This is a genomic window from Parablastomonas sp. CN1-191, from assembly GCF_049354825.1.
Classification (GTDB): domain Bacteria; phylum Pseudomonadota; class Alphaproteobacteria; order Sphingomonadales; family Sphingomonadaceae; genus Novosphingobium.
Genome location: NZ_CP186480.1, coordinates 1,322,100 through 1,345,714, shown reverse-complemented (window position 1 = coordinate 1,345,714; position 23,615 = coordinate 1,322,100). Strand labels below are relative to the sequence as shown.

Sequence of the window (23,615 nt, the reverse complement as noted above, 5' to 3'; positions counted from 1 at the left end):
CGCGGCGGGGCCCGAGCTGCCGCGATGAGCGCGCTGTCACGCCATTACGTCCTCGCCGCAGGGGGCACCGGGGGCCACCTGGTGCCGGCTTACGCGCTGGCGAGCGAGCTGGAACGCCGCGGCCACCGCGTCGCGCTGGTCACCGATGAGCGCGGCGCCAAGCTGCCCGGCAAGCCGGAGGGGCTGACGGCGCACGTCCTGCCTGCCGGGCGCTTCGGCAAGGATCCGGTCCAGTGGCTGCGCGGCGCTCGTTCGGTCCTGGCCGGGCGGGCGATGGCGCTGCAACTGTTCGACAGTTTCGCCCCCAGCGCGGTAATCGGCTTTGGCGGCTACCCTTCGCTGCCCACGCTTCTGGCGGCGCGCACGGCGCGTATTCCCGCGCTGGTGCACGAGCAGAACGCCGTGCTCGGCCGGGTGAACCGCCTGCTTGCACGCCGGGTCGACGTGATCGCCACCGCCTATCCCGAGGTTGCGCGCCTGCAGCCGCGCCTGCTGGGAAAGACGGAGCTGGTCGGCAATCCGGTCCGCGCCGATGTCGCCGCGCTGCGCGACCAGCCCTATCCGCCATTCACCGCCGACGGGCTGTTCCGCATCCTGGTCACCGGCGGCAGCCAGGGTGCCAGCGTGTTCGCGCAGGTCGTCCCCGATGCGCTGTCGATGCTGCCGCCGGCGCTGCGCTCTCGCCTGCAGGTCATGCAGCAATGCCGGCCCGAGGATATCGACGATGTGCGCGCCCGCTACGCCGCGCACGACATTCCCGCAGAACTCGGCACCTATTTCGGCGACATGGCGGCGCGGCTGGCCGCCTCGCACTTGTTCATCGGCCGCGCCGGCGGCATGACCATTGCCGAGCTGACCTGCGTCGGGCGTCCCGCCATCCTGGTGCCGCTGCCGATCGCGACTGACGATCACCAGGCCGCCAACACGCGCGAGATGGTCACCGCCGGTGGCGCCCGCATGATCCGCCAGGCCAAGTTCACCGCGGTGGAACTGGCCAAGCAGATCCAGGCGATGGCGATGCAGCCCGAAACGCTGGCCACCGCGGCGCACGCGGCGTGGAACTGCGGACGTCCCAATGCCGCCGCCGACCTTGCCGACCTGGTCGAAGGGTTCGGCGGTGCCGGCCTGATGGACGTGATCCGCGTCGCCGGCAGCATCGCCGCGTCGAAGCGCGAGGCGGCGGCATGAAGGGCGTTCCCACCGACATCGGCACCGTCCACTTCGTCGGCATCGGCGGCATCGGCATGTCCGGGATCGCCGAGGTCATGCACAACTTGGGCTACAGCGTGCAGGGCAGCGACATGGCCGAAGGCTATGTCATCGACGGCCTGCGCAAGCGCGGCATCCCGGTCACCATCGGGCACGCGGCGGAAAACCTTGGCGAAGCCGCCGTGGTGGTCACCTCCACCGCGGTCAAGCGCACCAATCCCGAAGTCGCCGCGGCGCTTGAACAGCGCATCCCCGTGGTCCGCCGCGCCGAAATGCTGGCCGAGCTGATGCGGCTGAAGAACACCGTCGCCGTGGCCGGAACGCACGGCAAGACCACCACCACCAGCATGGTCGCGGCGCTGCTCGATGCCGGCGGGGTCGATCCCACGGTCATCAACGGCGGCATCATCAACCAGTACGGTTCGAACGCGCGGCTCGGCGCGTCGGACTGGATGGTGGTCGAGGCCGACGAGAGCGACGGCAGCTTCCTGCGGCTCGACGGCACGATCGCGGTCGTCACCAACATCGATCCTGAACACCTCGATCACTACGGCGGGTTCGAGGCGATCAAGGACGCCTTCGTCGAGTTCATCGAGAACGTGCCGTTCTACGGCGCGGCGGTGCTGTGCATCGACCATGCCGAAGTCCAGGCGATCCTGCCCAAGATCCGCGACCGCCGCGTGATCACTTATGGCTTCTCCGCCCAGGCGGACGTGCGGGGCGAGCATGTGACCCCGCACGAAGGCGGCAACCGTTTCGACGTGGCGCTGCGCCAGCGCGACGGCAGCTTTCGCCGGATCGAGGGGATCGAGCTTCCGATGCCCGGGCGCCACAACGTCCAGAACGCGCTGGCCGCGATCGCCGTTGCCGCGGAGATGGGCTGTGCCGACGACGTGATCCGCACCGGCTTTGCCCGCTTCGACGGGGTCAAGCGCCGCTTCACCAAGGTCGGCGAAGTGGCACTGGACGGCGGATCGGCAACGATCATCGACGATTACGGCCACCACCCGGTGGAGATCCGCGCCGTGCTGGCAGCCGCGCGCGAAAGCGTGCGCAACCGCGTGATCGCGGTGGTCCAGCCGCACCGCTTCACCCGCCTGCGCGATCACATGGATGACTTCCAGGCCGCCTTCAACGATGCCGACGTGGTCTATGTCGCACCGGTCTACGCTGCCGGCGAAGCGCCGATCGAAGGCGTCGACGCCGCCGCGCTGGTGACCGGCCTGCGCGCGCGCGGGCACCGTTCGGCGCAGGCGATCGAAGGCCCGGCAGAACTGGCGAGCACGCTGGCCGAGACGGTCGAGCCGGGTGACATGGTGGTCTGCCTCGGCGCCGGCGACATCACCAAGTGGGCGGCCGGCTTGGCAAGCGCGATCGAAACGGAGCGGGCGGCATGAACCAGCCCGACTGCTTCATCTCGGGCTGGGACGATGCCGCGCAGGGGCTGCCCGGCGGCGAACCGATCGGCGATCCGATGCTGCCGCGGCCGCGCGGCAAACTGACGGCGGATGCGCCGCTGGCGCCGCTGGTCTGGTTCAAGAGCGGCGGTGCCGCCGACTGGCTGTTCGAGCCTGCCGATCTCGACGACCTCCGTACCTTCCTTTCCGAACTGGACCCGGCGGTGCCGGTCATGGCCCTCGGACTCGGCTCGAACCTGATCGTGCGCGACGGCGGGGTCCCCGGCGTGGTCGTGCGGCTGGGCAAGGCGTTCGCCAAGGTCGCTCGCAGCGACGCGCTGACGCTGTCGTGCGGCGGCGGCGCCTCGGGCATCCTGGTGTCCTCGACCGCGCGCGACGCGGGCATCGCCGGGCTGGAATTCCTGCGCTCGATTCCTGGCACCGTCGGCGGTTTCGTGCGCATGAACGGCGGCGCCTACGGCAGCGAGGTCAAGGACGTGCTGGTCGATTGCGACGTCGTGCTGCGCGACGGGTCGTTGCTGACGCTGCCGGTCGGCGATCTTGGCTATACCTATCGCCATTCCAGCCTGCCCGATGGCGCCATCGTCGTCGCCGCGCGGTTCAAGGGCCGCGCCGGTGAACCCGCGGCGATCCAGGCGGAGATGGACCGCATCGCCGACGCCCGCGAGGCCAGCCAGCCGCTGCGCAGCAAGACCGGCGGCAGCACTTTCAAGAACCCGGACGGAGACAAGGCCTGGCGCCTGGTCGATGCGGCCGGCTGCCGCGGGCTGACGCGCGGCGGCGCGCAAGTCAGCGACAAGCACACCAACTTCCTCATCAACACCGGCACCGCGACCAGCGCCGACATCGAAGGGCTGGGCGAAGACGTCCGCCGCCGCGTCCGCGACAGCCAGGGCGTGGCGCTCGAATGGGAAATCCAGAGGGTGGGACGGCCATGAGCCTCGAAAAACTGCACATCGCGGTCCTGATGGGGGGCTGGTCGAACGAACGGCCGGTCAGCCTGATGAGCGGCGAGGGCGTTGCCGCGGCGCTGGAGGAACGCGGTCACCGCGTCACGCGGATCGACATGGGACGCGACGTGGCCCAGAAGCTGGCGGATGCCGCGCCTGACGTCGTGTTCAACGCGCTGCACGGCGCGCCGGGCGAAGACGGCACGGTGCAGGGGATGATGGACCTGATGGGTCTCGCCTACACCCATTCGGGCCTCGCCACCTCGGTCATCGCGATCGACAAGGAGCTGACCAAGCAGGCGCTGGTGCCGCACGGCGTGCCGATGCCGGGCGGGCGGATCGTGGCCAGCGAGGAACTGTATGAGCGCGACCCGCTGGCGCGCCCCTACGTGCTCAAGCCCGTCAACGAAGGGTCGAGCGTGGGTGTCGCGATCGTCACCGAGGGCGGCAATTACGGCAACCCGATCGGGCGCGACACGCGCGGACCGTGGCAGGAATTCGCGCAGCTGCTGGCTGAACCCTACATCCGCGGCCGCGAACTGACCACCGCGGTGCTTGGTGACCGCGCGCTGATGGTCACCGAGCTGAAGCCCAAGTCGGGCTTTTACGATTTCGATTCCAAGTACACCGACGGCATGACCGAACACGTCTGTCCCGCCGAAATTCCCGAAGAGATCACCCGGGCCTGCCTCGACCTGGCGCTGCTCTGCCACCGCCTGCTTGGCTGCAAGGGCTGCAGTCGCACCGATTTCCGATGGGACGACGAGCGCGGGCTTGATGGGCTGTTCGTGCTGGAAACCAACACCCAACCGGGGATGACGCCGCTCAGCCTCGTTCCCGAGCAGGCCCGCCACCTCGGCATTGGTTACGCCGACCTGGTCGAGGCGATTATCGAAGAAGCGCTTGGCAAGGACGAGCGCGCATGAGCCAGACCATCAAGCGCGGTGGCAAGTCTGTCCGGCGCGTCGCCGCGCAGCAGGGCAAGTCGCGCAAGGTCCGCGCGGTCAAGCAGAAGACCGGCGGCGCGGTCGGCTCGGTTCTGGCGGCATTGCCGTTTACCGAGGCGCAGATGCAGAAGGGCCTGCTGGTCGCGATCCTGGGCGGCGCGGCAGTGCTGGCCTGGTCGGTCGCCGTCTATGCGGGGGTACCCGACCTCGCCCGTGCGCAGTTCGCCACCATCGCCGCCGATCAGGGCTTCGAGGTTCACCGAGTCGAGGTTCGCGGCGTCAAGCGCCTGAACGAGCTGAAGGTCTATGAGCGGGTCCTGGCGCAAAAGGACCGGGCGATGCCGCTGGTCGATCTCGGCGCCATCCGCGCGGGCCTGATGCAGCTGTCGTGGGTCGCCGACGCGCGCGTGTCGCGGCAGCTGCCCGACACGCTGGTGGTCGACATCGTCGAACGCGTGCCCCACGCGGTGCTGGCGCGCGGCGACAAGTACGTGCTGATCGACGATCAGGGCCATGAGCTTGAGCCGGTCGGGCCCGAGGGCGTGAAGGGCAAGTTCATGGTCTCCGGCCCCGGCGCCGGCGCGCAGGTCGGCGCGCTGGGCGCGCTGCTCGATGCCGCGCCGGCGCTGCGTCCGCAGGTCCGCTCCGCCGAATGGGTGGGCAACCGGCGCTGGAACCTCACCTTCAAGACCGATCAGGTGCTGGCCTTGCCCGAAGGCGATCAGCCTGCCGCCGATGCGCTGGTGTCGTTCGCGCGGATGGACGGCGTCAACCGCCTGCTCGGCGGCAAGGTCGCCGCGTTCGACATGCGCGCTCCCGATCGCATCTACCTGAGGATGCGCGGCAAGGACGGCGATGCGACAGCCAGGCCGGCGAGCATCGCCGTGCAGCCCCAGGTCGCCGCCGCCGATCCCGCGCCCAAGGCGGCGCAAGTGGACAAGCCGGCTCCGAAGGATGACGTCAGGCCCAGCCCGTCGACCGCCGCCAAGCCTGGCGCCAAGCCGTCCGCAAAGGCGTCCGCCAAGCCGGCCGCCAAGGCCGTGAAGAAGGACGACGCCTGATGCCGCCAGCAGCCCGGATGAGCCGCGTGATCGGGGCGGTCAACATCGGTTCCTTCCGCATCTCCGCGATGATTGTCGCGGTCAGCGAAACCGGTGAAATGGTCGTGCTCGGCTCCGGCCACCGGGCCGCGCAGGGCATCAAGCGCGGTTACATCACCGACATGCAGGCGGCCACCTATGCCGTCAGGGATGCGATCGAGCGGGCCGAGAAGATGGCCGATACCTCGGTATCGAGCGTGTGGATCGGCTGCTCGGGCGCGGGGCTCGCCAGCCGCATCGCCCAGGTCGAGGTCGATATCGGCGGCCGCCGTATCGAGATCGACGATATCGAGCACCTGCTGGTCGCCGCGCGCGACGTGATCCACCCCGACGGGCGCATGGTCCTGCACGCCCAGCCGGCGCACTACACGCTCGACGGCGCCGACGGAGTCTCCGATCCCAAGGGCCTTCACGCCGAACGGCTCGGCGTGGACGTCCACGTCATGCTCGCCGACGGCGCGCCGATCCGCAACATCACCGAAGCGGTCCAGAATGCCCATCTTGACGTTGACGGCGTCGTGGCATCGCCGATTGCCGCCGGGCACGCCTGCCTGACTGCGGAAGAGCGCGAACTGGGGGTGGCGCTGGTCGAATTCGGCGCCGAGGTGACGAACGTCTCGGTGTACGCCTCGGGCATGCTGGTGGGCATGACCTCGATCCCGATGGGCTCCGGCGACGTGACCGACGCGGTCGCCAGCGCCTTCGGCATCCGCCGTTTCCAAGCCGAGCGGCTGAAATGCGTGCACGGCAGCGCCATCGCCAGCCCCGCCGACCACCGCGAGATGATCCCGGTCAACGCCCCTGGCGACGAAGTGAACGGCCCGCCCGCGCGCCATGCCGACGACAAGAACCGCATCCCGCGCGCCGAGCTGGTTTCCGTCATCACAGCGCAGTTCGGGCGGCTGATGGACGAGATCGGCAAGGCACTGAAGGGCCTCGGCTTCACTGGCCAGCGCGGCCAGCAGGTCGTGCTGACCGGCGGCGGCGCAGAGCTCGCCAGCCTTGCGGATTTTGCGCAGGCGGCGCTCGGCAAGCCGGTCCGGATCGGCAAGCCGCCCGCCCTGAAGGGCCTCGCCGAGGCTCATGCCACGCCCGGTTTCTCGACGCTGGCGGGGGTGGTTCTCTATGCCGCGGCCGACCCGGTCGACATCCGCTCGATCGGGCCGACCTACCAGCCGACGATGCGCTATTCGGGCCTCGGGCTGGTGCGGCGCGTCTACGTGGCGTTGAAGGAATATTTCTGAAGCCGAACTTGCACCCGTCCGATTGTGGACAATGTTGAAATTAACTTTGATTCGCCGAATCGATGCGTGCAAGACCTTGAGCAATTGCAGGCGTCGCGGCGGCGCCGTGCCAGGAGGTTTGCGATGAGCATCAATATCGGTCCGCCGGCGGTGGAAGAACTGCGCCCCCGGATCACCGTTATCGGGGTCGGCGGTGCGGGCGGCAACGCCATCGCCAACATGATCGGCGCGCAGATCGAAGGCGTCGACTTCATCGTCGCCAACACCGATGCGCAGGCGCTCAACAACGCCATCGCGGAGCACCGCATCCAGCTCGGTTCCGACATCACGCAGGGCCTCGGCGCCGGCGCAAGGCCCGAAGTGGGCCGCGCTGCCGCCGAAGAAAGCATCGGCGAGATCGAGCGCGCGCTCGACGGCGTGCACATGTGCTTCATCGCTGCGGGCATGGGCGGGGGCACCGGCACCGGCGCCGCTCCGGTGATCGCCAAGGCCGCGCGCGACAAGGGCGTGCTGACCGTCGGCGTCGTCACCAAGCCGTTCCTGTTCGAAGGCACGCGCCGGATGCGCAGCGCCGAGGCCGGGATCGAGGAGCTGCAGAAGCACGTCGACACCCTGATCGTCATCCCCAACCAGAACCTGTTCCTCGTCGCCAAGGCGGAGACTACCTTCAAGGAAGCCTTCAGCCTTGCCGACGAAGTGCTGCAGCAGGGTGTTCGCTCCATTACCGACCTGATGGTCATGCCCGGCCTCATCAACCTCGACTTCGCGGACGTCCGCTCGGTCATGGGCGAGATGGGCAAGGCGATGATGGGCACCGGCGAGGGCGAGGGCGAGAACCGCGCGCTCGAGGCTGCCGAAAAGGCGATCGCCAACCCCCTGCTCGACGGCGTGTCGATGATGGGCGCCAAGGGCGTGATCATCTCGATCATCGGCGGCGAGGACATGCGCCTGCTCGAAGTCGACGAGGCTGCCAACCACATCCGCGAGCTGGTCGATCCCGATGCCAACATCATCTGGGGTTCGGCCTTCAACCCGGACCTGCAGGGCAAGATCCGCGTCTCGGTGGTTGCCACCGGGATCGAGCAGAGCCCCCAGCAGGCCGAGCTTGCCGCGCACCGCCCGCTCAGCCTGGGCACTGCCCGCGGCCCCGCGCGCCCGACCTACAGCGCGCCCGAACCCGCCGCCGCGCCCGCGCCGGCGGCCGAACCCGCCGCGACGCCCGGCCGCTACGGCAGCGAAGCTGACGAGCATGAGGCCGCACCGCTGACCGCCGCCGCCGAAAGCGACAGCTTCGCCGGTGCCACCAGCGAACCGGGCTATGGCCACGACGATGACGAGTGGGGCGAGGACGCCGCCGAGCCGCTCGAGCTCGAGCTCGACGACAGTTTCGAGGAAGAGCCTGCCACGGCGGCCGCCGGCCAGAACGAGGAACTCCTGCTCGGCGACACGGTCGAACCGGCTCAGCACAGCCCGCTGGTCTCGCGCCGGCGCTCGATCCTCGGCGACGAGGCGAGCGGCGCGTCTGGCGGCGACGATGGCGCCACCCCGGCCGCTCAGCCTGGCGGCGATGCACCGCGCGCGCCGCGCCTGCCTGGTGCGGGCAGCACGTTGTTCGAACGCATGGCCAGCCTGTCGCGCGGCGCCTCGCGCAGCGATGACGAGGACGACGAGGACGAGGGCGGTTCGTCGCTCAACATCCCGCGGTTCCTGGGGCGCCAGAATAACCAGTAGGCGGGCTGGACTCCCGGCGGCGTTCGCCCGGGGTTCAGCCTTGGCCACCTAGGTGGCCGGCGGGGCATGACCCCGGTGGCAGCCAAGGCAAGGCGGGACGGGACGTGGGTAACAAGACGGCATTGACCGCGGCAGCGACCGCGCTGGCCCTGGCAGCGGGGTTGGTGGGCACGGCGTTGCCCGCGCAGGCGCAGCCGGTGCGCCAGTCGAGTGCTGCCAATCCCCGCCTGTCTCTGGCACTGTCGCGGCTGGCGCGCGATCCGCGCGACGTCGCCGCGCTGCTCGATGCCGGCCAGGCCGCGCTCGAGATGAACGACGTCGACGCGGCGATCGGGTTCTACCAGCGCGCCGATGCGGTCGTTCCCGGCAACGCGCAGGTCAAGGCCGGGCTGGCCGGTGCCTATGTGCGCCGGCTCGATCCCTTCACCGCGCTACCGCTGTTCGACCAGGCGGCGCGCGCGGGCGTCTTGCAACCCTCGGCGCTGGCCGACCGCGGGCTGGCTTACGACCTCGTTGGCGATACCGTCAGCGCGCAGCGCTATTACCGACAGGCCATGACCGCCGGGCCGAGCGACGAGCTGGCCCGGCGCCTGGCGCTCAGCCAGGCGATCGACGGCGACCGCACCGGGATGGAGGCGACACTGTCGCCGCTGTTGCAGCGGCAGGATCGCGGTGCCTGGCGCACCCGCGCCTTTGCGCTGGCGATCCTGGGTAAGGCCGACGAGGCGGAATCGATCGCCCGCTCGACGATGACGCCCGACCTCGCGCTCGCGATGGCGGCGTACCTTCGCTACATGCCGCGCCTGACGCGGGCCCAGCAGGCCGCCGCCGGCGACCTCGGCTTCTTCCCGCGCGCCGCCGAAATCGGCCGCGACGATCCGCGCGTCGCCCAGTACACCCGCAACACGCCCGAACTGGCCGCCGCCAACACCGCGCTGACGCCGGCGGGCAAGCCGCTGGGGCGCAAGGCCAAGGACGAAAAGAAGGGCAAACCCTCGCGCGACGCCGAATTGCCCGCGATTGCCGCCACCCCGCCGCCAGACGTGCGCCCGACGCGCGAGACCATCGCCCCGGCCGCGGTGGCGTCCGCCGCGCCTCCGCCCGCGGTCGTGCCGGCCCCGGTCCAGCGCGTCGCCGTGGTAACGCCGCCGGTGGTTGTGCCGGCCCCCGTCACGCAGGCCGCCGTCGCCCAAGCCCCCGTCGCCCAGGCCCCCGTCACTCAGGCCCGCGTTGCGCAGGTCGCCGTGGCACCGGCACCGGCGCCATCGACGCCCGCAGCGGCCAAGCCGGTGACGCTGGCCGACGCGTTCGCCGATATCGCGCCGCCCAGTGCCGCGGCCGCGCCCGCGCCCGGCGCGGTCGATGTCCGCAAGCTCGATGCGGGGCCGGCGGCAGCGCCCGCGGCGAAACCCCGGCCCGATCCGGCCGCGGCCAAGGCGAAGGCCGAAACCGACCGCAAAGCCAAGGCTGAAGCGGCGGCAAAGGCCAAGGCCGACGCGGCCGCCAAGGCCAAGGCGCTGGCGGACAAGAAGGAAAAGGACGCCGCCGCCAAGAAGCTCAAGGACAATCCCGCGCGCACGTTCGTGCAGGTGGGCGTCGGGCGCGACCGCAAGGCGCTGGCTTTCGACTGGCGCAAGCTGGTCAAGGCCGATCCCGCGGTGTTCAAGGGCAAGAGCCCGTGGGTCATGCCCTATGGCCAGACCAACCGCCTGATGGTCGGCCCCTTCGCCACGTCCAAGGCCGCCGCCGCGTTCATCGCGCAGCTCAAGAAGACCGATGTATCGGGGGCTTTCCCGGTCTCCACCGACGCCGGCGAAGTCGTCGACGCGCTGCCGGGTGCGTGAGGTCGCGGTGCCGCCCGCGCCCACAGCTTGTCCACACGCCGTCCACAGGCTTGTCGGGTTATGCCCAAGGCAGGGTTAACCGGTCATTGTCATCGCCCCTGGCGGCGACGCATTTCGGCCGCGACGACACCAGTGCGTCGTGCGGGAGTTTCGGGCGGACGTGATGAGGACCGATAACCAGGACAACGCGGGCCAGGACGACGCGGCACCGGTCGATATGCTCGCGGCGCTGTTCGAGGCGCGCGGCTGGGACTACGAATACGTCGGCGACGACGAGATTTCGGGCGAAGTCCAGGGATCGTGGGCCAAGTACACGCTGCGCGGGATCTGGCGCCGCGAGGACAGCGTGCTGCAACTGCTCTGCCTGCCCGACATCCGCGTTCCCGACGACAAGCGCAGCGCGATGTTCGAGGTGCTGGCGCTGGTCAACGAGCAGCTTTGGGTCGGCCATTTCGACGTCTGGTCGAACGGGGGGGTCCTGCTCTACCGCCACGGCCTGATGCTGGGCGATGAAGGGCTGCTCAGCCTGACCCAGGCCCAGTCCGCGGTCGAGGCCGCGATCGACGAGTGCGACCGGTTCTACCCGGCGTTCCAGTTCATCCTCTGGGGTGACAAGTCCCCGGCCGAGGCGCTGGCCAGCGCGCTGGTCGACGCCGCCGGGGAAGCCTGAAAACGCTGTCCTACAGCGCCGCTTCGGTGGCATGATGGCGGCGATGGACCGCCTGTTCTCCCCGCTTCGCCCGGCTCACGCCGCGTCCCTTCGGGGGCCGTGCGGTAACGTCCCCAGGACCGTGTCAAATGTGTCAAGCAAGGCTGCCGCCGATGACTGACGGCGCGATCCTGCTGGCCGGCTGCGGCAACATGGGCGGGGCGATGCTGGCAGGCTGGCTGCGGGGCGGCCTCGATCCTGCGCGCTTCACCGTGCTGGATCCAGCGCTGGCCGCCGTGCCGGCCGGCGTGACCCTGCGGCGCGAGCCGGGCGGCGGGCCGTTTGCAACCGTGGTGCTGGGGATCAAGCCGCAGGCACTGGACGAAGCGGCGCCAGCGCTGGCACCGCTGACTGCCGGGGCGACGGTAATCTCGATGCTGGCGGGGGTGCGGCTGGCACGCCTTGCCGCACTGTTCCCGGACGCGGCCGCGCATCTGCGCGTCATGCCCAACCTGGCTGCCGAGATCGGGCTTGCGCCGATCGGACTGGCAGGCGCCGAAGACCCCGCCGTAAGCGCGCTGATGGCACCGCTTGGTACGCCGGAATGGGTGGACGAGGCGCAGTTCGATCTTGTCACCGCGCTGGTCGGATCGGGGCCCGCTTTCGTCTACCGCTTCCTGGCAGCGCTTTCTGACGGCGCGACGGCCCTTGGCATGGAGGCCGAGCAGGCGCGGCGGCTGGCTCTGGCGACGGTCCAGGGCGCGGCCGCGCTGGCGGCTGGCTCGAACGACGACCCGGGCGATCTGGCCCGGCGCGTCACCAGCCCGGGCGGCACCACCGCGGCGGGGCTGGCAGTGCTCGACGCCGATGACGCGCTGGCACGGCTGATTGCCGCGACGCTGCGCGCCGCGCGCGACCGGGGCTCCGAGCTGGCCGGCTGAACCGTTACAATCTGCGACAGCTGCCCGTCCGGTTTTCCTTGAAGTGGGGCGGGCGAGGGGCGATATTGATCCCCGAGGCGCCCATCATGGGCGCCGGAAACGGAGAGAACCACACCATGGCCAATTGGAACGACCCCCAGCCCCAGGACCGCAAGGTCGGGACGGGCTTCGGCGCGTCTCCTTCGGTAGCCGTGCCTTCGGTCGGACGCACGACGTTCGACGCCGGCCTGCGCCGGCACATGCTGTCCATCTACAACTACATGGCCTCGGGCGTGCTGTTGTCGGGCATCGTGGCGATGCTGTTCGCCAGCTCGGGCGCGGCGGCGCAAGTCATGGGTTCGGGCCTCGGCATCGTCGTGATGCTGGCGCCGCTGGCGTTCGTGCTGGTGATGAGCTTCGGCCTGAACAAGCTCAGCCTCACGGCGCTGCGCGCCTGCTTCTGGGGCTTCGCCATCGTGATGGGCCTGTCGCTGTCGACGATTTTCCTCGTCTACACCGGCGCCTCGATCGCGGCGACGTTCTTTGCCACCGCCGGCGCCTTTGCCGGGCTCAGCCTCTACGGCTACACCACCCAGCGCAGCCTGACGGGCATGGGCAGCTTCCTGATCATGGGCGTTGTCGGCATCATCATCGCCTCACTCATCAACATGTTCCTGCAGTCGCCGGGGCTCTACTGGGCGATCTCGATCCTGGGCGTTCTGATCTTCGCCGGCCTCACCGCCTACGACACGCAGAAGCTCAAGGAGCAGTACCAGTACGTGCGCGGCACTGACATGGCCGGCAAGGTCGTGGTGATGGGGGCGCTGAACCTCTACCTCGATTTCATCAACATGTTCATGTACCTGCTGCGCTTCATGGGCGATCGCCGCTGATCGCACCCAAATAGACGACAATCGGTGCCCGGCGCGCGGTTTACCCCTCGCGCCGGGCATTTTCTTTGCTCGCCCTACCGTCTAGGGGTGTCGCTTCATCCTGCCGCAAGGCAGGGCGCGGCAGACATGGCCGCAAGACATCAAGCCGGGACAGGGACGCTAGATACGATGGGCAAGGCAATTCGGCGCAGCGGGCAGCGCTCGATCCGGCGCGATCTGAAATTGGCCGCCAGCGCGGCGCTGATGGCTACGCTTGCGGCCTGCGCGGCCAAGACCCCGCCGCCGCCGCCGCCTCCGCCGCCGCCGCCGGTCGTGGTGATCCCGCCGCGCCCGCTGCCGCCGCTCAACGCCTCGCCGCTGCTGACCACGCCGCCGATCGGATTCGACGGCATCCGCCGCACGCTCAACTACGGCATCACCCCCGACCAGACGCTGTGGAACCTGCGCGCCGCCTACAACGTCGCCGCGCTCAACTGCCTCCGGCCCGAGCACGCCGACATCCTGGTGGGCTACAAGAATTTCCTGAAGGTCCATGCCAAGGGGCTGGCCGCGGCCAACCGCGCGGTCGATGGCGAGTTCAAGGCCAAGTACGGGCAGCGCTGGATCCCGCCGCGCGAAGCCTACATGACGCAGGTCTACAACTTCTACGCCTCGCCACCGACGCTCGGCGGGTTCTGCGATGCATCGCTGGCGCTGGCGCACGATTCGATGGCGGTAACGCCCGCGGGCCTGAAGGACTTCGCCGCGCTGGAACTGCCGCGCCTCGACAGTGTGTTCGAGCAGTTCTTCCGCGCTTACGAGCAGTACAAGACCGACGCCGCGCTGTGGGACGCCAAGTATGCGCCCACCACCGTACAGGCGCCGCTGCCCCCCGCGTTCACCACGCCGGTGGTCACGCCCACGGGGACCGTTACCGTCCCGGCCGTGCCGCCGACCGTGGTCGTACCGGCGCCCGCCGCCACTTCGGCTGCGACGGTAACCGTGCCGGCGCCGACGGCGACCACCGCGCCTTGACGCGGGCGTGATTTTTTCTCTTCCGCGCGCCCCACTCCTTCGTTAAGGGGGCGCCTCCCGCGGCGGCCCGGCTGCCGCGGTTTGCACTGGAACGGGGCCGTAGCTCAGCTGGGAGAGCGCGTCGTTCGCAATGACGAGGTCAGGGGTTCGATCCCCCTCGGCTCCACCAGTGTACCGACAAGCGACCTAGGACGGCCTTGAACGCCGTCCTCGTGCGCGTCCGGTGATCACGACCTGACGGTCGCTGCGCGCCTGTTCTCCGAGGACGTCATTCTCGGCACGCCCAGGCTCGCTACTCTGCGTCCTGGACCTCAGCGCGACAAACGCGTGCAACTGAGCTATCACTGACTCATGCATTTTCTCGACCAGGCCAAGATCTACATCCGCTCGGGCGCCGGGGGGCCGGGTGCCGTTTCCTTCCGGCGTGAGAAGTACGTCGAATATGGCGGACCCGATGGCGGCGACGGCGGCCGTGGCGGCGACCTGGTGTTCGAGGCGGTGGCCGGGCTCAACACGCTGATCGACTTTCGCTACACCCAGCATTTCAAGGCGCCGCGCGGCGTGCCCGGCATGGGCAAGGATCGCACCGGCGCACAGGGCAAGGACCTCGTGATCAAGGTGCCGGTGGGCACGCAGATCCTCGACGAAGACCGCGAGGAAGTGCTGGCCGACCTGGTCGAGGCCGGCCAGCGCGTCGTGCTCCTGGAAGGCGGGCTGGGCGGGCGCGGGAACGCCAGCTACAAGACCAGCACGAACCGCGCCCCGCGCCAGCACCAGCCCGGCCTGCCGTTCGAGGAACGCTGGGTATGGCTGCGGCTGAAGCTGCTGGCCGACGCCGGCCTGGTCGGGCTGCCCAACGCCGGCAAGTCGACCTTCATCAACAAGATCACCAATACCAACGCCAAAGTCGGCGCTTATGCCTTCACCACGCTGACCCCGCAGCTGGGCGTCGTGCGCCACCGCGCGCGCGAATTCGTGCTGGCCGATATTCCCGGCCTGATCGAGGGCGCGGCCGACGGAGCCGGCATCGGCGACCGCTTCCTCGGCCATATCGAGCGTTGCCGCGTGCTCATTCACCTGATCGACGTCAGCGGGACCGACCCGGCCGAAGCGATGCGGGTCATCGAGGACGAGCTGGCGGCATACGGCGGCGGCCTCGATGGCAAGCCCCGGCTGGTGGCGCTGAACAAGATCGACTTGGTCGACGCCGAGCTGGTCGAGGCGTTCTCATCCGAGTTGCTCGAAGCTGGCGCCGAAAAGGTCTTCCCGATTTCCGGGGCAACCGGCGCGGGTCTCGACGCGCTGCTCGACGCGGTGATCAGCTATCTTCCTGCAGCGACCGCCACCGAGCGTCCCAGCGGCGAGCAGGAGGACGAGGGCGCGGCTGCGCCGTGGTCGCCATTATGACGGCTTCCGACCCGGCCTGAACCCGCCCCGCTTCGGCGCGCGCGGCACCGCGCAGCCCCTTGCATAAGCCGGGCTTTGCCGCCATCCGCGCCGCGATGGGGATTACCGCGCTCTCTGACCTGGCGAAGTCCGCAATCTGCCCCCGGCTGGTGGTCAAGGTCGGCTCGGCGTTGCTGATCGGCGCCGATGGAACGCGCCGCGCCTGGCTCGCCGGGCTGGTGGCCGAGCTCGCTGCTGCGCGCGCACGCGGCCAGGACGTGATCGTGGTATCCTCCGGCGCGATCGCGCTGGGCGCGGCGAAGCTCGGCTTGCCGAAGGGCGGACGTGGCAGCCTGGCCGATGCGCAGGCAGCCGCCGCTGTCGGGCAGATCGCGCTTGCCGGCCTGTGGGCGGAACTGCTCGCCGCCGAGGGACTGGTCGCGGCGCAGCTACTGCTCACGCTGGAAGACCTGGAGGACCGGCGCCGCTACCTGAACGCGACCGCCACGCTGGGACGCCTGCTGGACGCCGGCGCCATCCCCGTGGTCAACGAAAACGATTCAGTCGCGACGCGAGAGATCCGTTTCGGTGACAACGATCGCCTGGCTGCGCGCGTGGCGCAGGCCGCGCAGGCCAGCGCGGTCCTGCTGCTTTCCGACGTCGAAGGGCTTTACGACCGCGATCCGGCCGACGCGGCGGCGCGCTTGGTCCCGGTGGTAAAGGGAATTACTCCTGCCATCCATGCCATGGCGACCGGGGGATCGACATCGGGCCTCGGATCGGGCGGCATGACGTCGAAATTGCAGGCGGCGGAGATTGCGGACCTGGCCGGGATCGCGCTGGCGATCATCAATGGGACCAAGGACTCGCCAATCGCGCGGGCACTGGACGGATCCATCGGCACGCTGTTCGTGCCCCGGCGCAAGACCGGCGCCCGCAAGGCCTGGCTGGGCGGCCGCCTGCGGCTGAAGGGCGCGCTTACGGTCGACGCGGGCGCGGCAAAAGCCCTGGCCGGCGGCAGCAGCTTGCTGGCGGCTGGGATCCTAACGGTCGACGGGGAGTTTCGCCGCGGCGATGCAGTAGCGGTCTGCGACAAGGTCGGCCGCGTCCTTGCGCATGGGCTGGTCGAATACGATTCCGCCGATTGCGCGATGCTGCGCGGCCGGCAATCGGGCGAACACGCCGCGCTGCTCGGCTATGCGCCGCGGCCGGCCATCATCCACCGCGACCAGCTGGCGCTGCTATGACGATCGCGCTGACCGGGGGCACGGGCTTCGTCGGGCAAGCCGTGCTCGATGCCGCCGAGCATGCGAAATTGCGGGTCCGCGCGCTCAACCGCCGGGCGCAGCAGCCCCGCAAGGGCGTTACCTGGGTTGGCGGGGATCTTGCCGATCGCAAGGCCCTGGCCCGTCTGGTGAAAGGCACCGAGGCGATCATCCATGTCGCCGGTGTGGTCAACGCGCCCGACGCGGCAGGTTTCGAGGCCGGCAACGTGGCCGGCACGCTCAATCTGGTCGAGGCGGCCGTGGCCGCCGGCGTGCCGCGCTTCATCCTCGTCTCCTCTTTGGCCGCGCGCGAGCCGGGCCTGTCTGATTACGGCGCCAGCAAGGCCAAGGCCGAAGCGATCGTCCGCGCCAGCGGGCTCGACTGGACGATCGTGCGCCCGCCTGCGGTGTTCGGTCCCCGCGATACCGAGATGTTCGAGCTGTTCCGCATCGCGCGCATGGGCATCCTGCCGATGCCGCCCGCTGAGGGGCGGGCCAGCCTGATCCACGTCGACGACCTTGCGCGGCTGCTCTTGGCGCTGGTTGCAGGCAGCGACAAGGCCAGCCATCGCACGTTCGAGCCCGACGACGGCAAGCCGCAAGGCTGGGGCCACTACGAACTTGCGCGCGCGATCGGCTGGGCCGTCGGGCGCCGCCCGTGGGTGCTGCACCTGTCGAAGGCGATGCTAGCGCGCGCGGCCGCCGCCGACCGCTTCCTGCGCCGCGGCAAGGCCAAGCTGACGCCCGACCGCGTCAGTTACATGACGCATCCGGACTGGGTCTCGGCACGCAGCCGCCGCGTTCCGGAGACGGTGTGGAAACCGCGCGTCGCCACGCGCGAGGCGCTGAAGGACACCGCGCGCTGGTACCGCGACAACCGCTGGTTCTGAGTACTAGAAGACCGGATCGTAGCCCGGCGGCAGGTCAACCTCGGGCGAGTCCGAACCGTGGATTCCACACTCGGTCTTGTCCCAGCCGCGCCAGCGCCCGGCGCGCGGGTCTTCACCAGGCGCCACCTTGCTGGTGCAGGGCTGGCAGCCGACCGAAAGAAACCCGGCAGCCTCGAGAGGGTGGCGCGGCAAGTCGTGCGCAGCGAACCACGCCTCGAGATCGTCCTTGGTCCAGTCTCCCAGGGGATTGATCTTGAGCCGGGTGTTGCCGTTTTCAGTGGCCTCGATCTCGAAGCGCGGCAGGTTCTGGCGGGTCACTGACTGGAACGCCTTGCGCCCGGATATCCAGGCGTCGAGCCCGTCCTTCGCCCGCGCCAGCGGCTCGACCTTGCGGATCGCGCAGCAGCCGTCGGGATCATAGGACCAGCGCAGGCCGGTTTCGTCCTTTACGGCCAGGACTGCCGCATCGGGCGTGACGGTCGAGCTGTTGGTCAGGCCCAGCCGACCGACAACCGTGTCGCGGTAGGCAAGCGTCTCATCGAACATCTTCTTCGTATCGACGAAGATCACCGGGGTCGCCGGATCGGCGCGGGCGACAAGGTCGAGCAGGACCGCGCTTTCGGTCCCGAACGAAGACACCACCGCGACCCTGCCGAGCACGCCCTCGGCCAGCAGTTCGCGCAGCATCGTCTCGGCATCCACTCCGGCAAAGCGCGCTTCCAGCGCGTCGGCATCCGCCTGGGTGAAGCTTGGCGCGACGTCGATCCGGTCGATCGCCCGGCTAGCCACCGTGTCCACCGATCGTCGCACCATGGCGCAGCGCCCAGATCGGAGCGCGCGCATCCGCCGCCGGTTGATAGACCTCGGGCCAGCGGGAGAGCGCCGCTTCGACATCCGCCGGGTCGAGCGGGGTGTCGGGCGCAAAGCTGTCGAACCCGCAGCGGCGCATGAAGAAGATCAGGTCGACGAGGACATCGCCGGTGGCCTTGAGCTCGCCGGCGTAGCCCGCTTCGCGCAGGGTTCGCGCCGTCGAGAAGCCGCGTCCGTCACGAAAACGGGGAAAATCGACCTCGATCAGCTTGAGGCGGCCGAGGTGCGGCAGCAGCGCCGCCACGTCCTCGCCTGCCTCGATCCGCACCGATGCGGCTTCGGCCTGCTCCAGGAAGGCATCGAGAGTTACCGCCGGCTCATCGGCAGGGTCGTCATTGCGATAGCGGAAATCAGCCATAAATCGCCTCCTTGAACCCGTCCATCCCGGCCCGGCGATACGTGTCGATGAAGCGCTCTCCCGGCGTGCGGACGGCGCGGTAATGCTCGATCGCGCGCTCGACCGCGTCGACGATGCCGTCCTCGTCGAAGCCGGGACCGGCGATCTTGGCCTGGCTCGTCATCTCGTCGCCCGAGCCGCCCAGCAGGAGCTGGTAATTCTCGCTGCCTTTGCGGTCGACGCCGAGGATGCCGATGTTCCCGGCGTGATGATGCCCGCAGGCGTTGATGCAGCCCGAAATCTTGAGCTTCAGCTCGCCGATGTCGGCCTGCCGGTCCGGGTCGGCAAAGCGCTCGGCGATTTTCTGGGCCAGCGGGATCGAGCGGGCGTTGGCGAGGCTGCAATAGTCGAGCCCGGGGCAGGCGATGATGTCGGTCACCAGGTCGAGGTTGCGCTCGGCCAGCCCGGCGTCGACCAGGGCCGCCCAGACCGCGGGGAGGTCAGCCTTGCGGACATGGGGCAGGACCAGGTTCTGCGAATGTGTCGCACGCAATTCGTCGAAGCTGAACCGTTCGGCCAACTCGGCAACCCGGTCCATCTGGTCGGCCGAGATGTCGCCCGGAATGCCGCCGACCGGCTTGAGGCTGATGTTGACGATGGCGTAGCCGCGTACCTTGTGGGGGACGACCTGCCGCTCAGCCCAGGCGGCAAAGGCGGGATCGCCGGAAGGCATTTCGTGCGCCAGGTCCGTTTCGAACGGGGGCGGTGCGAAGAACGCCGCGATCCGGTCATACTCCGCCTGCGGGAAATCCTGCCCAAGCGAGAGGAAGTGTGCGAACTCCTGCTCGACCCTGCGGGTGAATTCTTCCTGCCCAAGGTCGTGGACCAAGATCTTCATGCGCTGCTTGTGGATGTTGTCGCGCCGCGCATCGCGGTTCCAAACCCGCAGAACCGCCTGCAAATAGCTGAAGATCTGCGTCGCAGGCAGGAAATCGCGGATCTTGAACGCGATGAAGGGCGTGCGGCCCATGCCGCCCCCGGCGTAGACCTCGAACCCGGTTTCGCCGGCCTCGCTCCTGACGATGCGAAGCGCGAAATCGTGCCAGCGAAGCGCCGCGCGATCTTCCGCGGACGCGATGACCGCGATTTTGAACTTTCGCGGCAGGTAACTGAATTCGGGCATGAACGTGGTCATCTGGCGCAGCATTTCGCACCACGGACGCGGGTCGATGACCTCGTCTGCGGCCGCGCCGGCGTACTGGTCGGACGAGATGTTGCGGATCGATTCGCCGCTGGTCTGGATCGCGTGCATCTCGACCCTGGCCAGGTCGGCAAGGATGTCGGGCGCTTCGGCCAGCTTGATCCAGTTGTACTGGATGTTCTGCCGGGTGGTGAAATGGCCGTAGCCGCGATCGTAGCGGCGCGCGATATCGGCCAGCGTGCGCATCTGCCCCGAATTGAGCGTCCCATACGGGATCGCCACGCGCAGCATGTAGGCATGGAGCTGGAGATACAGCCCGTTCTTCAGCCGCAGCGGCTTGAACTGGTCGTCGTCCAGTTTGCCCTCGATGCGGCGGCGAACCTGGTCGCGGAATTCCTCGACGCGGGTGTCGACCATGGCCTGGTCGTATTGGTCATATCGGTACATCAGATCACCCAGTCGCGTGCTTCGGGATCGGCGGGCTTCAGCGTCAAATCGGGCCGCACGGTCGGCCCCAGGGCGCGAATGCGGTCCTTGATGTGGGCCGGGCGGACGCCGCCGCCGGTGTGCTCCGCAGTTATGGCATAGGCGGAGTTCACCCGCCGTGCGGCGACCTCGCGCGCCAGGATGGCGTCGGCCTGGTCGCCGACGTCGGTGGCATCATCGACGTGGAGCGACCAGTCGCTCCCCGTCCACCAGGTGACCGCGCCGGTCTTGAGGTCGTTTCCGGTCAGGATATTCACTGCACCGCCTCCTTCGCGAGTTCGAAAAGCGCCGACACGGGCGCGGCGGCAACGTCTCCGACAACAATAAGCGCCGGGCTCGTTACGGCATGGTCCGCGACCAGCGCATCAAGCCCCGCCAGCGGCGCCCGAAGCACCCGCATCTCGGGCCGGGTCGCGTTTTCGATCACAGCAACCGGAATCGCGGGATCGAGGCCGTCGGCCATCAGCTTGTCGGCGATGGCGCCGGCCGTCGCGACGCCCATGTAGATCACCAGCGTGCGGCCGTGTCCGGCCAGCCCCGTCCAGTCCTGTTCGGACAAGCCGCGGCATTGCCCGGCGACGAAACTTACCGCCGACGAGGCGCCGCGGTGTGTGAGCGGGAGCAGCGCGGCTGCAGCGGCACCGCTCGCGGCGCTGATTCCGGGGACGACCTGGACCGGGACGCCGGCGGCGCAGCAGGCCTCGGCCTCTTCGCCGCCGCGTCCGAAGATAAAGGGATCTCCGCCCTTCAGGCGGATCACGTCGTGTCCGGCCAAGGCCTCCGCCACCAGCAGCGCATTGATCGCATCCTGGTTCATCGTGTGGCGCGCGCGCTGCTTGGCAACCGAAACAAGGCGCGCACCATCGGGGGCGAGCGCCATGATTTCGGGCGAAACCAGGCCATCGTGAACGATGATCTCGGCTTGTGCGATCAGCTGCGCCGCTCGCAGCGTCAGCAAGTCGGGATCGCCGGGGCCGGCGCCGACAAGGTGCACGGTGCCGATACGGGCCGAAGGGGGGGGCTTGTCCATCCCGGTTGAGATGGCTTCGCGGCCGGCGACCCGCCAGCCAGAATGGCTTGGCGTATCCCTAGATCAGCTTGTCGGTGGCTTTCCGTCGTCCTCGAAGGAGGGGGCGTCGGCGTCGCGGCGGGGCCAGTCGCGGATGTGGATGTCGCGCTGGGGGAAGGGAATCTCGATGCCGCCGTCACGGAATGCGCGCCACACCGCTTTGAGCACTTCGGACCGCACGTTGCCGACACCTTCCTCCGGATCGCGGATCCATGCCATGATCTCGAACTCGATTGCACTGTCACCAAATGCCTTCAGCCAGGCCGAGGGCGCCGGGACGTCGAGAACGCGCGCACAGCTTCGCGCCGCCTCCAGCATGAGTTTTTCCGCCACATCGATGTCGGTTCCGTAAGCGACGCCTACAGGCACTTTGACGCGCACGTCCCGGCTGGAGAACGACCAGTTCTCGACCTGGCTGGTCATCAGGTTCTCGTTCGGGATCAGGTACTCGATCTTGTCGCGCGTGGTGACCGACACCGCGCGGATGCCGATCTTCTTGACCTGGCCGACCGTCGCCGCGCCGCTGCCGCCTACTGCGATCACGTCGCCCGGCTTGATCGAACGGTCCATCAGGAGGATGATCCCGGCGATCAGGTTGCCGAAGGTCTTCTGCAGGCCGAAACCGACCGCAAGGCCGAAGGCGCCGGAAAATACCGTCAACGCGGTCAGGCTGATTCCCAGGATGTCGATCCCGACCAGGATTGCCACCAGCCAGATGCCCAGCGAAACGAGCTTTTCGCCCAGCAACTGCTGTGTCGCATCGAACCGGGTGATGCGCGCGAAGGCTCGCTTGGCAAGCTTGCTGCCCAGGCGAGCGAACATGAACACCGCCAGCACGACGATCACGGTCACCAGCCCGCCCCACAGCGATATGCGGTGATTGCCAACGTCGAAGCCGACGCGATCGAGCCAGATTACCGCGCGGGTAACCGCGCTGTCGGGCCCGAAAACCTGGCTGGCAAAGGGTGCTGCGGGGTTCCTCACGCCGGATTGGCGTCGAGCGCGCGGTCGAGGTCGGCGATGAGGTCGGCGGTGTCCTCCAGTCCGATCGACAGCCGGATCGCGAAACGGTCGGCCGGATCCATGTCTGCCAGCGGCCAGGCGCCAGCACTGCGAATGGAGGCAGGGTCGACAGGCGAAACAAGGCTTTCGAACCCGCCCCACGAATAGCCGATGCCGAACAGCCTTAGCGCGTCGATGACACGGTCGCGGCGGCCGCGGTCACCGCCCTTGAGGACGAGCGAGAACAGTCCACATCCGCCCGAAAAATCGCGCTGCCACAGTTCGTGGCCGGGACTGCCGGGCAGCATCGGGCAAAGCACGCGGGCCACGTCGGGGCGGCCGGTCAGGTGGCGCGCGATGGCCAGCGCGCTTTTAGTACTGCGGTCAAGCCGCAGCGGCAGGGTCCGCAGCCCGCGGAGCGCCAGCGCGGCATCGTCGGGGGAAACGACTTGGCCCAGCGCCTGCGCGGTCTTGCGCAGCCTGGCATAGAGCGCTTCGCCCGCGCTGGCCGATCCCATCATCAGGTCCGAATGGCCGCCGACGTGCTTGGTAAGGCTCATCACGGCGATGTCGGCGCCGCGTTCGAGTGCGGCAAAGCCAGTCGGCCCGGCCCAGGTGTTGTCGATGATGGAAACAGCGCCGCGTTCACGCGCGAGCGCGGTCAGCGCCGGGATGTCGCAGACCTCGATCGTCAGGCTGCCGGGGCTCTCCAGCATGACCGCGCGGGTCTTGTCGGTAAGCGCCCGGGCCAGGTTCGCCGGCTCGGACGGATCGAAGAACCGGCTGGTGATGCCGATATCCGTCAGCAGCCCGGTCGCCATGGCCCGGGTCGGCTCGTAGGCGTTATCGCAGACCAGAAGCTCGTCTCCGGGGCGCAGTACCGCCATCAGCGCGCCCGCGATCGCCGCCACGCCCGAGGGATAGAGCATCGTGCCCGCCGCCCCGGTTTCGAGCTGCGTCAGCGCCTCGGCAAGCGACCACTGTGTCGGCCCGCCGCGGCGGCCGTAGAAGAAGCGCCCGTCCTCGTTCGTTGCCGGCCCCGAGCGCAGCGCCGCCATGTCGGGATAGAGGTGGGTCGAGGCCCGCCAGACCGGCGGGTTGACCACCGCGCCGGTCCACTCCGCCCGTCGCCCGGCGCCCACTGCGCGGGTGCCGGTGCCTGCCTTGTCGTTATCATCGTCGCTGCTCAC

Annotated in this window: 22 protein-coding genes and 1 tRNA gene; 16 read left to right on the top strand and 7 right to left on the bottom strand. The window is 69.1% G+C overall.

Going from position 1 to position 23,615, the window contains the following annotated elements; all coding sequences use genetic code 11:
• The first annotated feature begins 24 nt into the window (after positions 1 to 24).
• From murG to ACOYW6_RS06625, 16 genes are all read left to right on the top strand, one after another.
• Positions 25 to 1,188 carry an undecaprenyldiphospho-muramoylpentapeptide beta-N-acetylglucosaminyltransferase gene (murG, locus tag ACOYW6_RS06700; RefSeq protein WP_423143029.1) on the top strand — a complete coding sequence of 388 codons (1,164 nt, stop codon included), beginning with the start codon at positions 25 to 27 and terminating at the stop codon, positions 1,186 to 1,188.
• Complete coding sequence (gene murC / locus ACOYW6_RS06695; protein WP_423143028.1) at positions 1,185 to 2,606, top strand: UDP-N-acetylmuramate--L-alanine ligase; 1,422 nt, start codon at positions 1,185 to 1,187, stop codon at positions 2,604 to 2,606. The genes murG and murC overlap by 4 nt, the downstream gene beginning before the upstream one ends.
• Before the next feature lie 77 nt (positions 2,607 to 2,683).
• Complete coding sequence (gene murB, locus ACOYW6_RS06690; protein WP_423143081.1) at positions 2,684 to 3,565, top strand: UDP-N-acetylmuramate dehydrogenase; 882 nt, start codon at positions 2,684 to 2,686, stop codon at positions 3,563 to 3,565.
• Positions 3,562 to 4,503, top strand: a complete 942-nt coding sequence (locus tag ACOYW6_RS06685) for a D-alanine--D-alanine ligase (protein ID WP_423143027.1) — start codon at positions 3,562 to 3,564, stop codon at positions 4,501 to 4,503. Before murB ends, ACOYW6_RS06685 begins: the two co-directional genes overlap by 4 nt.
• Complete coding sequence (locus ACOYW6_RS06680) at positions 4,500 to 5,585, top strand: cell division protein FtsQ/DivIB (protein ID WP_423143026.1); 1,086 nt, start codon at positions 4,500 to 4,502, stop codon at positions 5,583 to 5,585. The genes ACOYW6_RS06685 and ACOYW6_RS06680 overlap by 4 nt, the downstream gene beginning before the upstream one ends.
• Entirely contained in the window at positions 5,585 to 6,868 is a 1,284-nt protein-coding gene (ftsA, locus tag ACOYW6_RS06675) for a cell division protein FtsA (RefSeq protein WP_423143025.1), read from the top strand. The genes ACOYW6_RS06680 and ftsA overlap by 1 nt, the downstream gene beginning before the upstream one ends.
• 123 nt (positions 6,869 to 6,991) lie before the next feature.
• Complete coding sequence (gene ftsZ, locus ACOYW6_RS06670; RefSeq protein ID WP_423143024.1) at positions 6,992 to 8,599, top strand: cell division protein FtsZ; 1,608 nt, start codon at positions 6,992 to 6,994, stop codon at positions 8,597 to 8,599.
• A gap of 104 nt (positions 8,600 to 8,703) precedes the next feature.
• On the top strand, positions 8,704 to 10,443 hold the full coding sequence (locus ACOYW6_RS06665; protein ID WP_423143023.1) for an SPOR domain-containing protein: 1,740 nt from the start codon (positions 8,704 to 8,706) through the stop codon (positions 10,441 to 10,443).
• A 163-nt stretch (positions 10,444 to 10,606) separates the two neighbouring features.
• A complete protein-coding gene (locus ACOYW6_RS06660) occupies positions 10,607 to 11,113 on the top strand; it encodes a YbjN domain-containing protein (protein WP_423143022.1) in 507 nt (168 codons plus the stop codon).
• A 152-nt stretch (positions 11,114 to 11,265) separates the two neighbouring features.
• Positions 11,266 to 12,033 (top strand): pyrroline-5-carboxylate reductase family protein, encoded by a 768-nt coding sequence (locus ACOYW6_RS06655; RefSeq protein WP_423143021.1) that lies wholly within the window; start codon positions 11,266 to 11,268, stop codon positions 12,031 to 12,033.
• A gap of 116 nt (positions 12,034 to 12,149) precedes the next feature.
• Positions 12,150 to 12,905 carry a Bax inhibitor-1/YccA family protein gene (locus ACOYW6_RS06650; protein WP_423143080.1) on the top strand — a complete coding sequence of 252 codons (756 nt, stop codon included), beginning with the start codon at positions 12,150 to 12,152 and terminating at the stop codon, positions 12,903 to 12,905.
• Positions 12,906 to 13,073: 168 nt separating this feature from the next.
• Positions 13,074 to 13,919 (top strand): hypothetical protein, encoded by an 846-nt coding sequence (locus ACOYW6_RS06645; RefSeq protein WP_423143020.1) that lies wholly within the window; start codon positions 13,074 to 13,076, stop codon positions 13,917 to 13,919.
• 93 nt (positions 13,920 to 14,012) lie between these two features.
• Positions 14,013 to 14,088 (top strand) — tRNA-Ala (locus ACOYW6_RS06640).
• Positions 14,089 to 14,270: 182 nt separating this feature from the next.
• Positions 14,271 to 15,326, top strand: coding sequence for a GTPase ObgE (gene obgE, locus ACOYW6_RS06635; protein ID WP_423143019.1), 1,056 nt, complete (start codon positions 14,271 to 14,273; stop codon positions 15,324 to 15,326).
• Between the two features lie 95 nt (positions 15,327 to 15,421).
• A complete protein-coding gene (gene proB, locus ACOYW6_RS06630) occupies positions 15,422 to 16,552 on the top strand; it encodes a glutamate 5-kinase (RefSeq protein ID WP_423143018.1) in 1,131 nt (376 codons plus the stop codon).
• The gene (locus ACOYW6_RS06625) at positions 16,549 to 17,460 is read left to right on the top strand and encodes an SDR family oxidoreductase (protein WP_423143017.1); all 912 of its coding nucleotides are present in this window, start codon (positions 16,549 to 16,551) and stop codon (positions 17,458 to 17,460) included. The genes proB and ACOYW6_RS06625 overlap by 4 nt, the downstream gene beginning before the upstream one ends.
• Positions 17,461 to 17,463: 3 nt before the next feature.
• On the opposite strand, the gene ACOYW6_RS06620 is transcribed toward ACOYW6_RS06625, so the two are convergent.
• The 7 genes from ACOYW6_RS06620 to metC all read right to left on the bottom strand — a co-directional run bounded on the left by ACOYW6_RS06620 (position 17,464) and on the right by metC (position 23,615).
• A complete protein-coding gene (locus tag ACOYW6_RS06620; protein ID WP_423143016.1) occupies positions 17,464 to 18,258 on the bottom strand; it encodes a phosphoadenylyl-sulfate reductase in 795 nt (264 codons plus the stop codon).
• On the bottom strand, positions 18,242 to 18,688 hold the full coding sequence (locus tag ACOYW6_RS06615) for a DUF934 domain-containing protein (RefSeq protein WP_423143015.1): 447 nt from the start codon (positions 18,686 to 18,688) through the stop codon (positions 18,242 to 18,244). The genes ACOYW6_RS06620 and ACOYW6_RS06615 overlap by 17 nt, the downstream gene beginning before the upstream one ends.
• On the bottom strand, positions 18,681 to 20,315 hold the full coding sequence (locus ACOYW6_RS06610) for a nitrite/sulfite reductase (RefSeq protein ID WP_423143014.1): 1,635 nt from the start codon (positions 20,313 to 20,315) through the stop codon (positions 18,681 to 18,683). The genes ACOYW6_RS06615 and ACOYW6_RS06610 overlap by 8 nt, the downstream gene beginning before the upstream one ends.
• A complete protein-coding gene (locus tag ACOYW6_RS06605) occupies positions 20,315 to 20,611 on the bottom strand; it encodes a DUF2849 domain-containing protein (RefSeq protein WP_423143013.1) in 297 nt (98 codons plus the stop codon). Before ACOYW6_RS06605 ends, ACOYW6_RS06610 begins: the two co-directional genes overlap by 1 nt.
• A complete protein-coding gene (gene cobA, locus ACOYW6_RS06600) occupies positions 20,608 to 21,384 on the bottom strand; it encodes a uroporphyrinogen-III C-methyltransferase (protein WP_423143012.1) in 777 nt (258 codons plus the stop codon). Before cobA ends, ACOYW6_RS06605 begins: the two co-directional genes overlap by 4 nt.
• Before the next feature lie 63 nt (positions 21,385 to 21,447).
• Positions 21,448 to 22,407, bottom strand: a complete 960-nt coding sequence (locus tag ACOYW6_RS06595) for a mechanosensitive ion channel family protein (RefSeq protein ID WP_423143011.1) — start codon at positions 22,405 to 22,407, stop codon at positions 21,448 to 21,450.
• Positions 22,404 to 23,615 (bottom strand): cystathionine beta-lyase, encoded by a 1,212-nt coding sequence (gene metC / locus ACOYW6_RS06590; protein ID WP_423143010.1) that lies wholly within the window; start codon positions 23,613 to 23,615, stop codon positions 22,404 to 22,406. Before metC ends, ACOYW6_RS06595 begins: the two co-directional genes overlap by 4 nt.

Bases quoted from the DNA above. Each gene is read 5' to 3' on its own strand.
- proB (WP_423143018.1), top strand. From the start codon at position 15,422: ATGGGGATTACCGCGCTCTCTGACCTGGCGAAGTCCGCAATCTGCCCC.
- ACOYW6_RS06685 (WP_423143027.1), top strand. From the start codon at position 3,562: ATGAGCCTCGAAAAACTGCACATCGCGGTCCTGATGGGGGGCTGGTCG.
- ACOYW6_RS06645 (WP_423143020.1), top strand. From the start codon at position 13,074: ATGGGCAAGGCAATTCGGCGCAGCGGGCAGCGCTCGATCCGGCGCGAT.
- murC (WP_423143028.1), top strand. From the start codon at position 1,185: ATGAAGGGCGTTCCCACCGACATCGGCACCGTCCACTTCGTCGGCATC.
- ACOYW6_RS06615 (WP_423143015.1), bottom strand. From the start codon at position 18,688: ATGGCTGATTTCCGCTATCGCAATGACGACCCTGCCGATGAGCCGGCG.
- ACOYW6_RS06625 (WP_423143017.1), top strand. From the start codon at position 16,549: ATGACGATCGCGCTGACCGGGGGCACGGGCTTCGTCGGGCAAGCCGTG.
- ACOYW6_RS06610 (WP_423143014.1), bottom strand. From the start codon at position 20,315: ATGTACCGATATGACCAATACGACCAGGCCATGGTCGACACCCGCGTC.
- ftsA (WP_423143025.1), top strand. From the start codon at position 5,585: ATGCCGCCAGCAGCCCGGATGAGCCGCGTGATCGGGGCGGTCAACATC.
- cobA (WP_423143012.1), bottom strand. From the start codon at position 21,384: ATGGACAAGCCCCCCCCTTCGGCCCGTATCGGCACCGTGCACCTTGTC.
- murB (WP_423143081.1), top strand. From the start codon at position 2,684: ATGCTGCCGCGGCCGCGCGGCAAACTGACGGCGGATGCGCCGCTGGCG.
- ACOYW6_RS06650 (WP_423143080.1), top strand. From the start codon at position 12,150: ATGGCCAATTGGAACGACCCCCAGCCCCAGGACCGCAAGGTCGGGACG.
- murG (WP_423143029.1), top strand. From the start codon at position 25: ATGAGCGCGCTGTCACGCCATTACGTCCTCGCCGCAGGGGGCACCGGG.
- ftsZ (WP_423143024.1), top strand. From the start codon at position 6,992: ATGAGCATCAATATCGGTCCGCCGGCGGTGGAAGAACTGCGCCCCCGG.
- ACOYW6_RS06680 (WP_423143026.1), top strand. From the start codon at position 4,500: ATGAGCCAGACCATCAAGCGCGGTGGCAAGTCTGTCCGGCGCGTCGCC.
- obgE (WP_423143019.1), top strand. From the start codon at position 14,271: ATGCATTTTCTCGACCAGGCCAAGATCTACATCCGCTCGGGCGCCGGG.
- ACOYW6_RS06660 (WP_423143022.1), top strand. From the start codon at position 10,607: ATGAGGACCGATAACCAGGACAACGCGGGCCAGGACGACGCGGCACCG.
- ACOYW6_RS06655 (WP_423143021.1), top strand. From the start codon at position 11,266: ATGACTGACGGCGCGATCCTGCTGGCCGGCTGCGGCAACATGGGCGGG.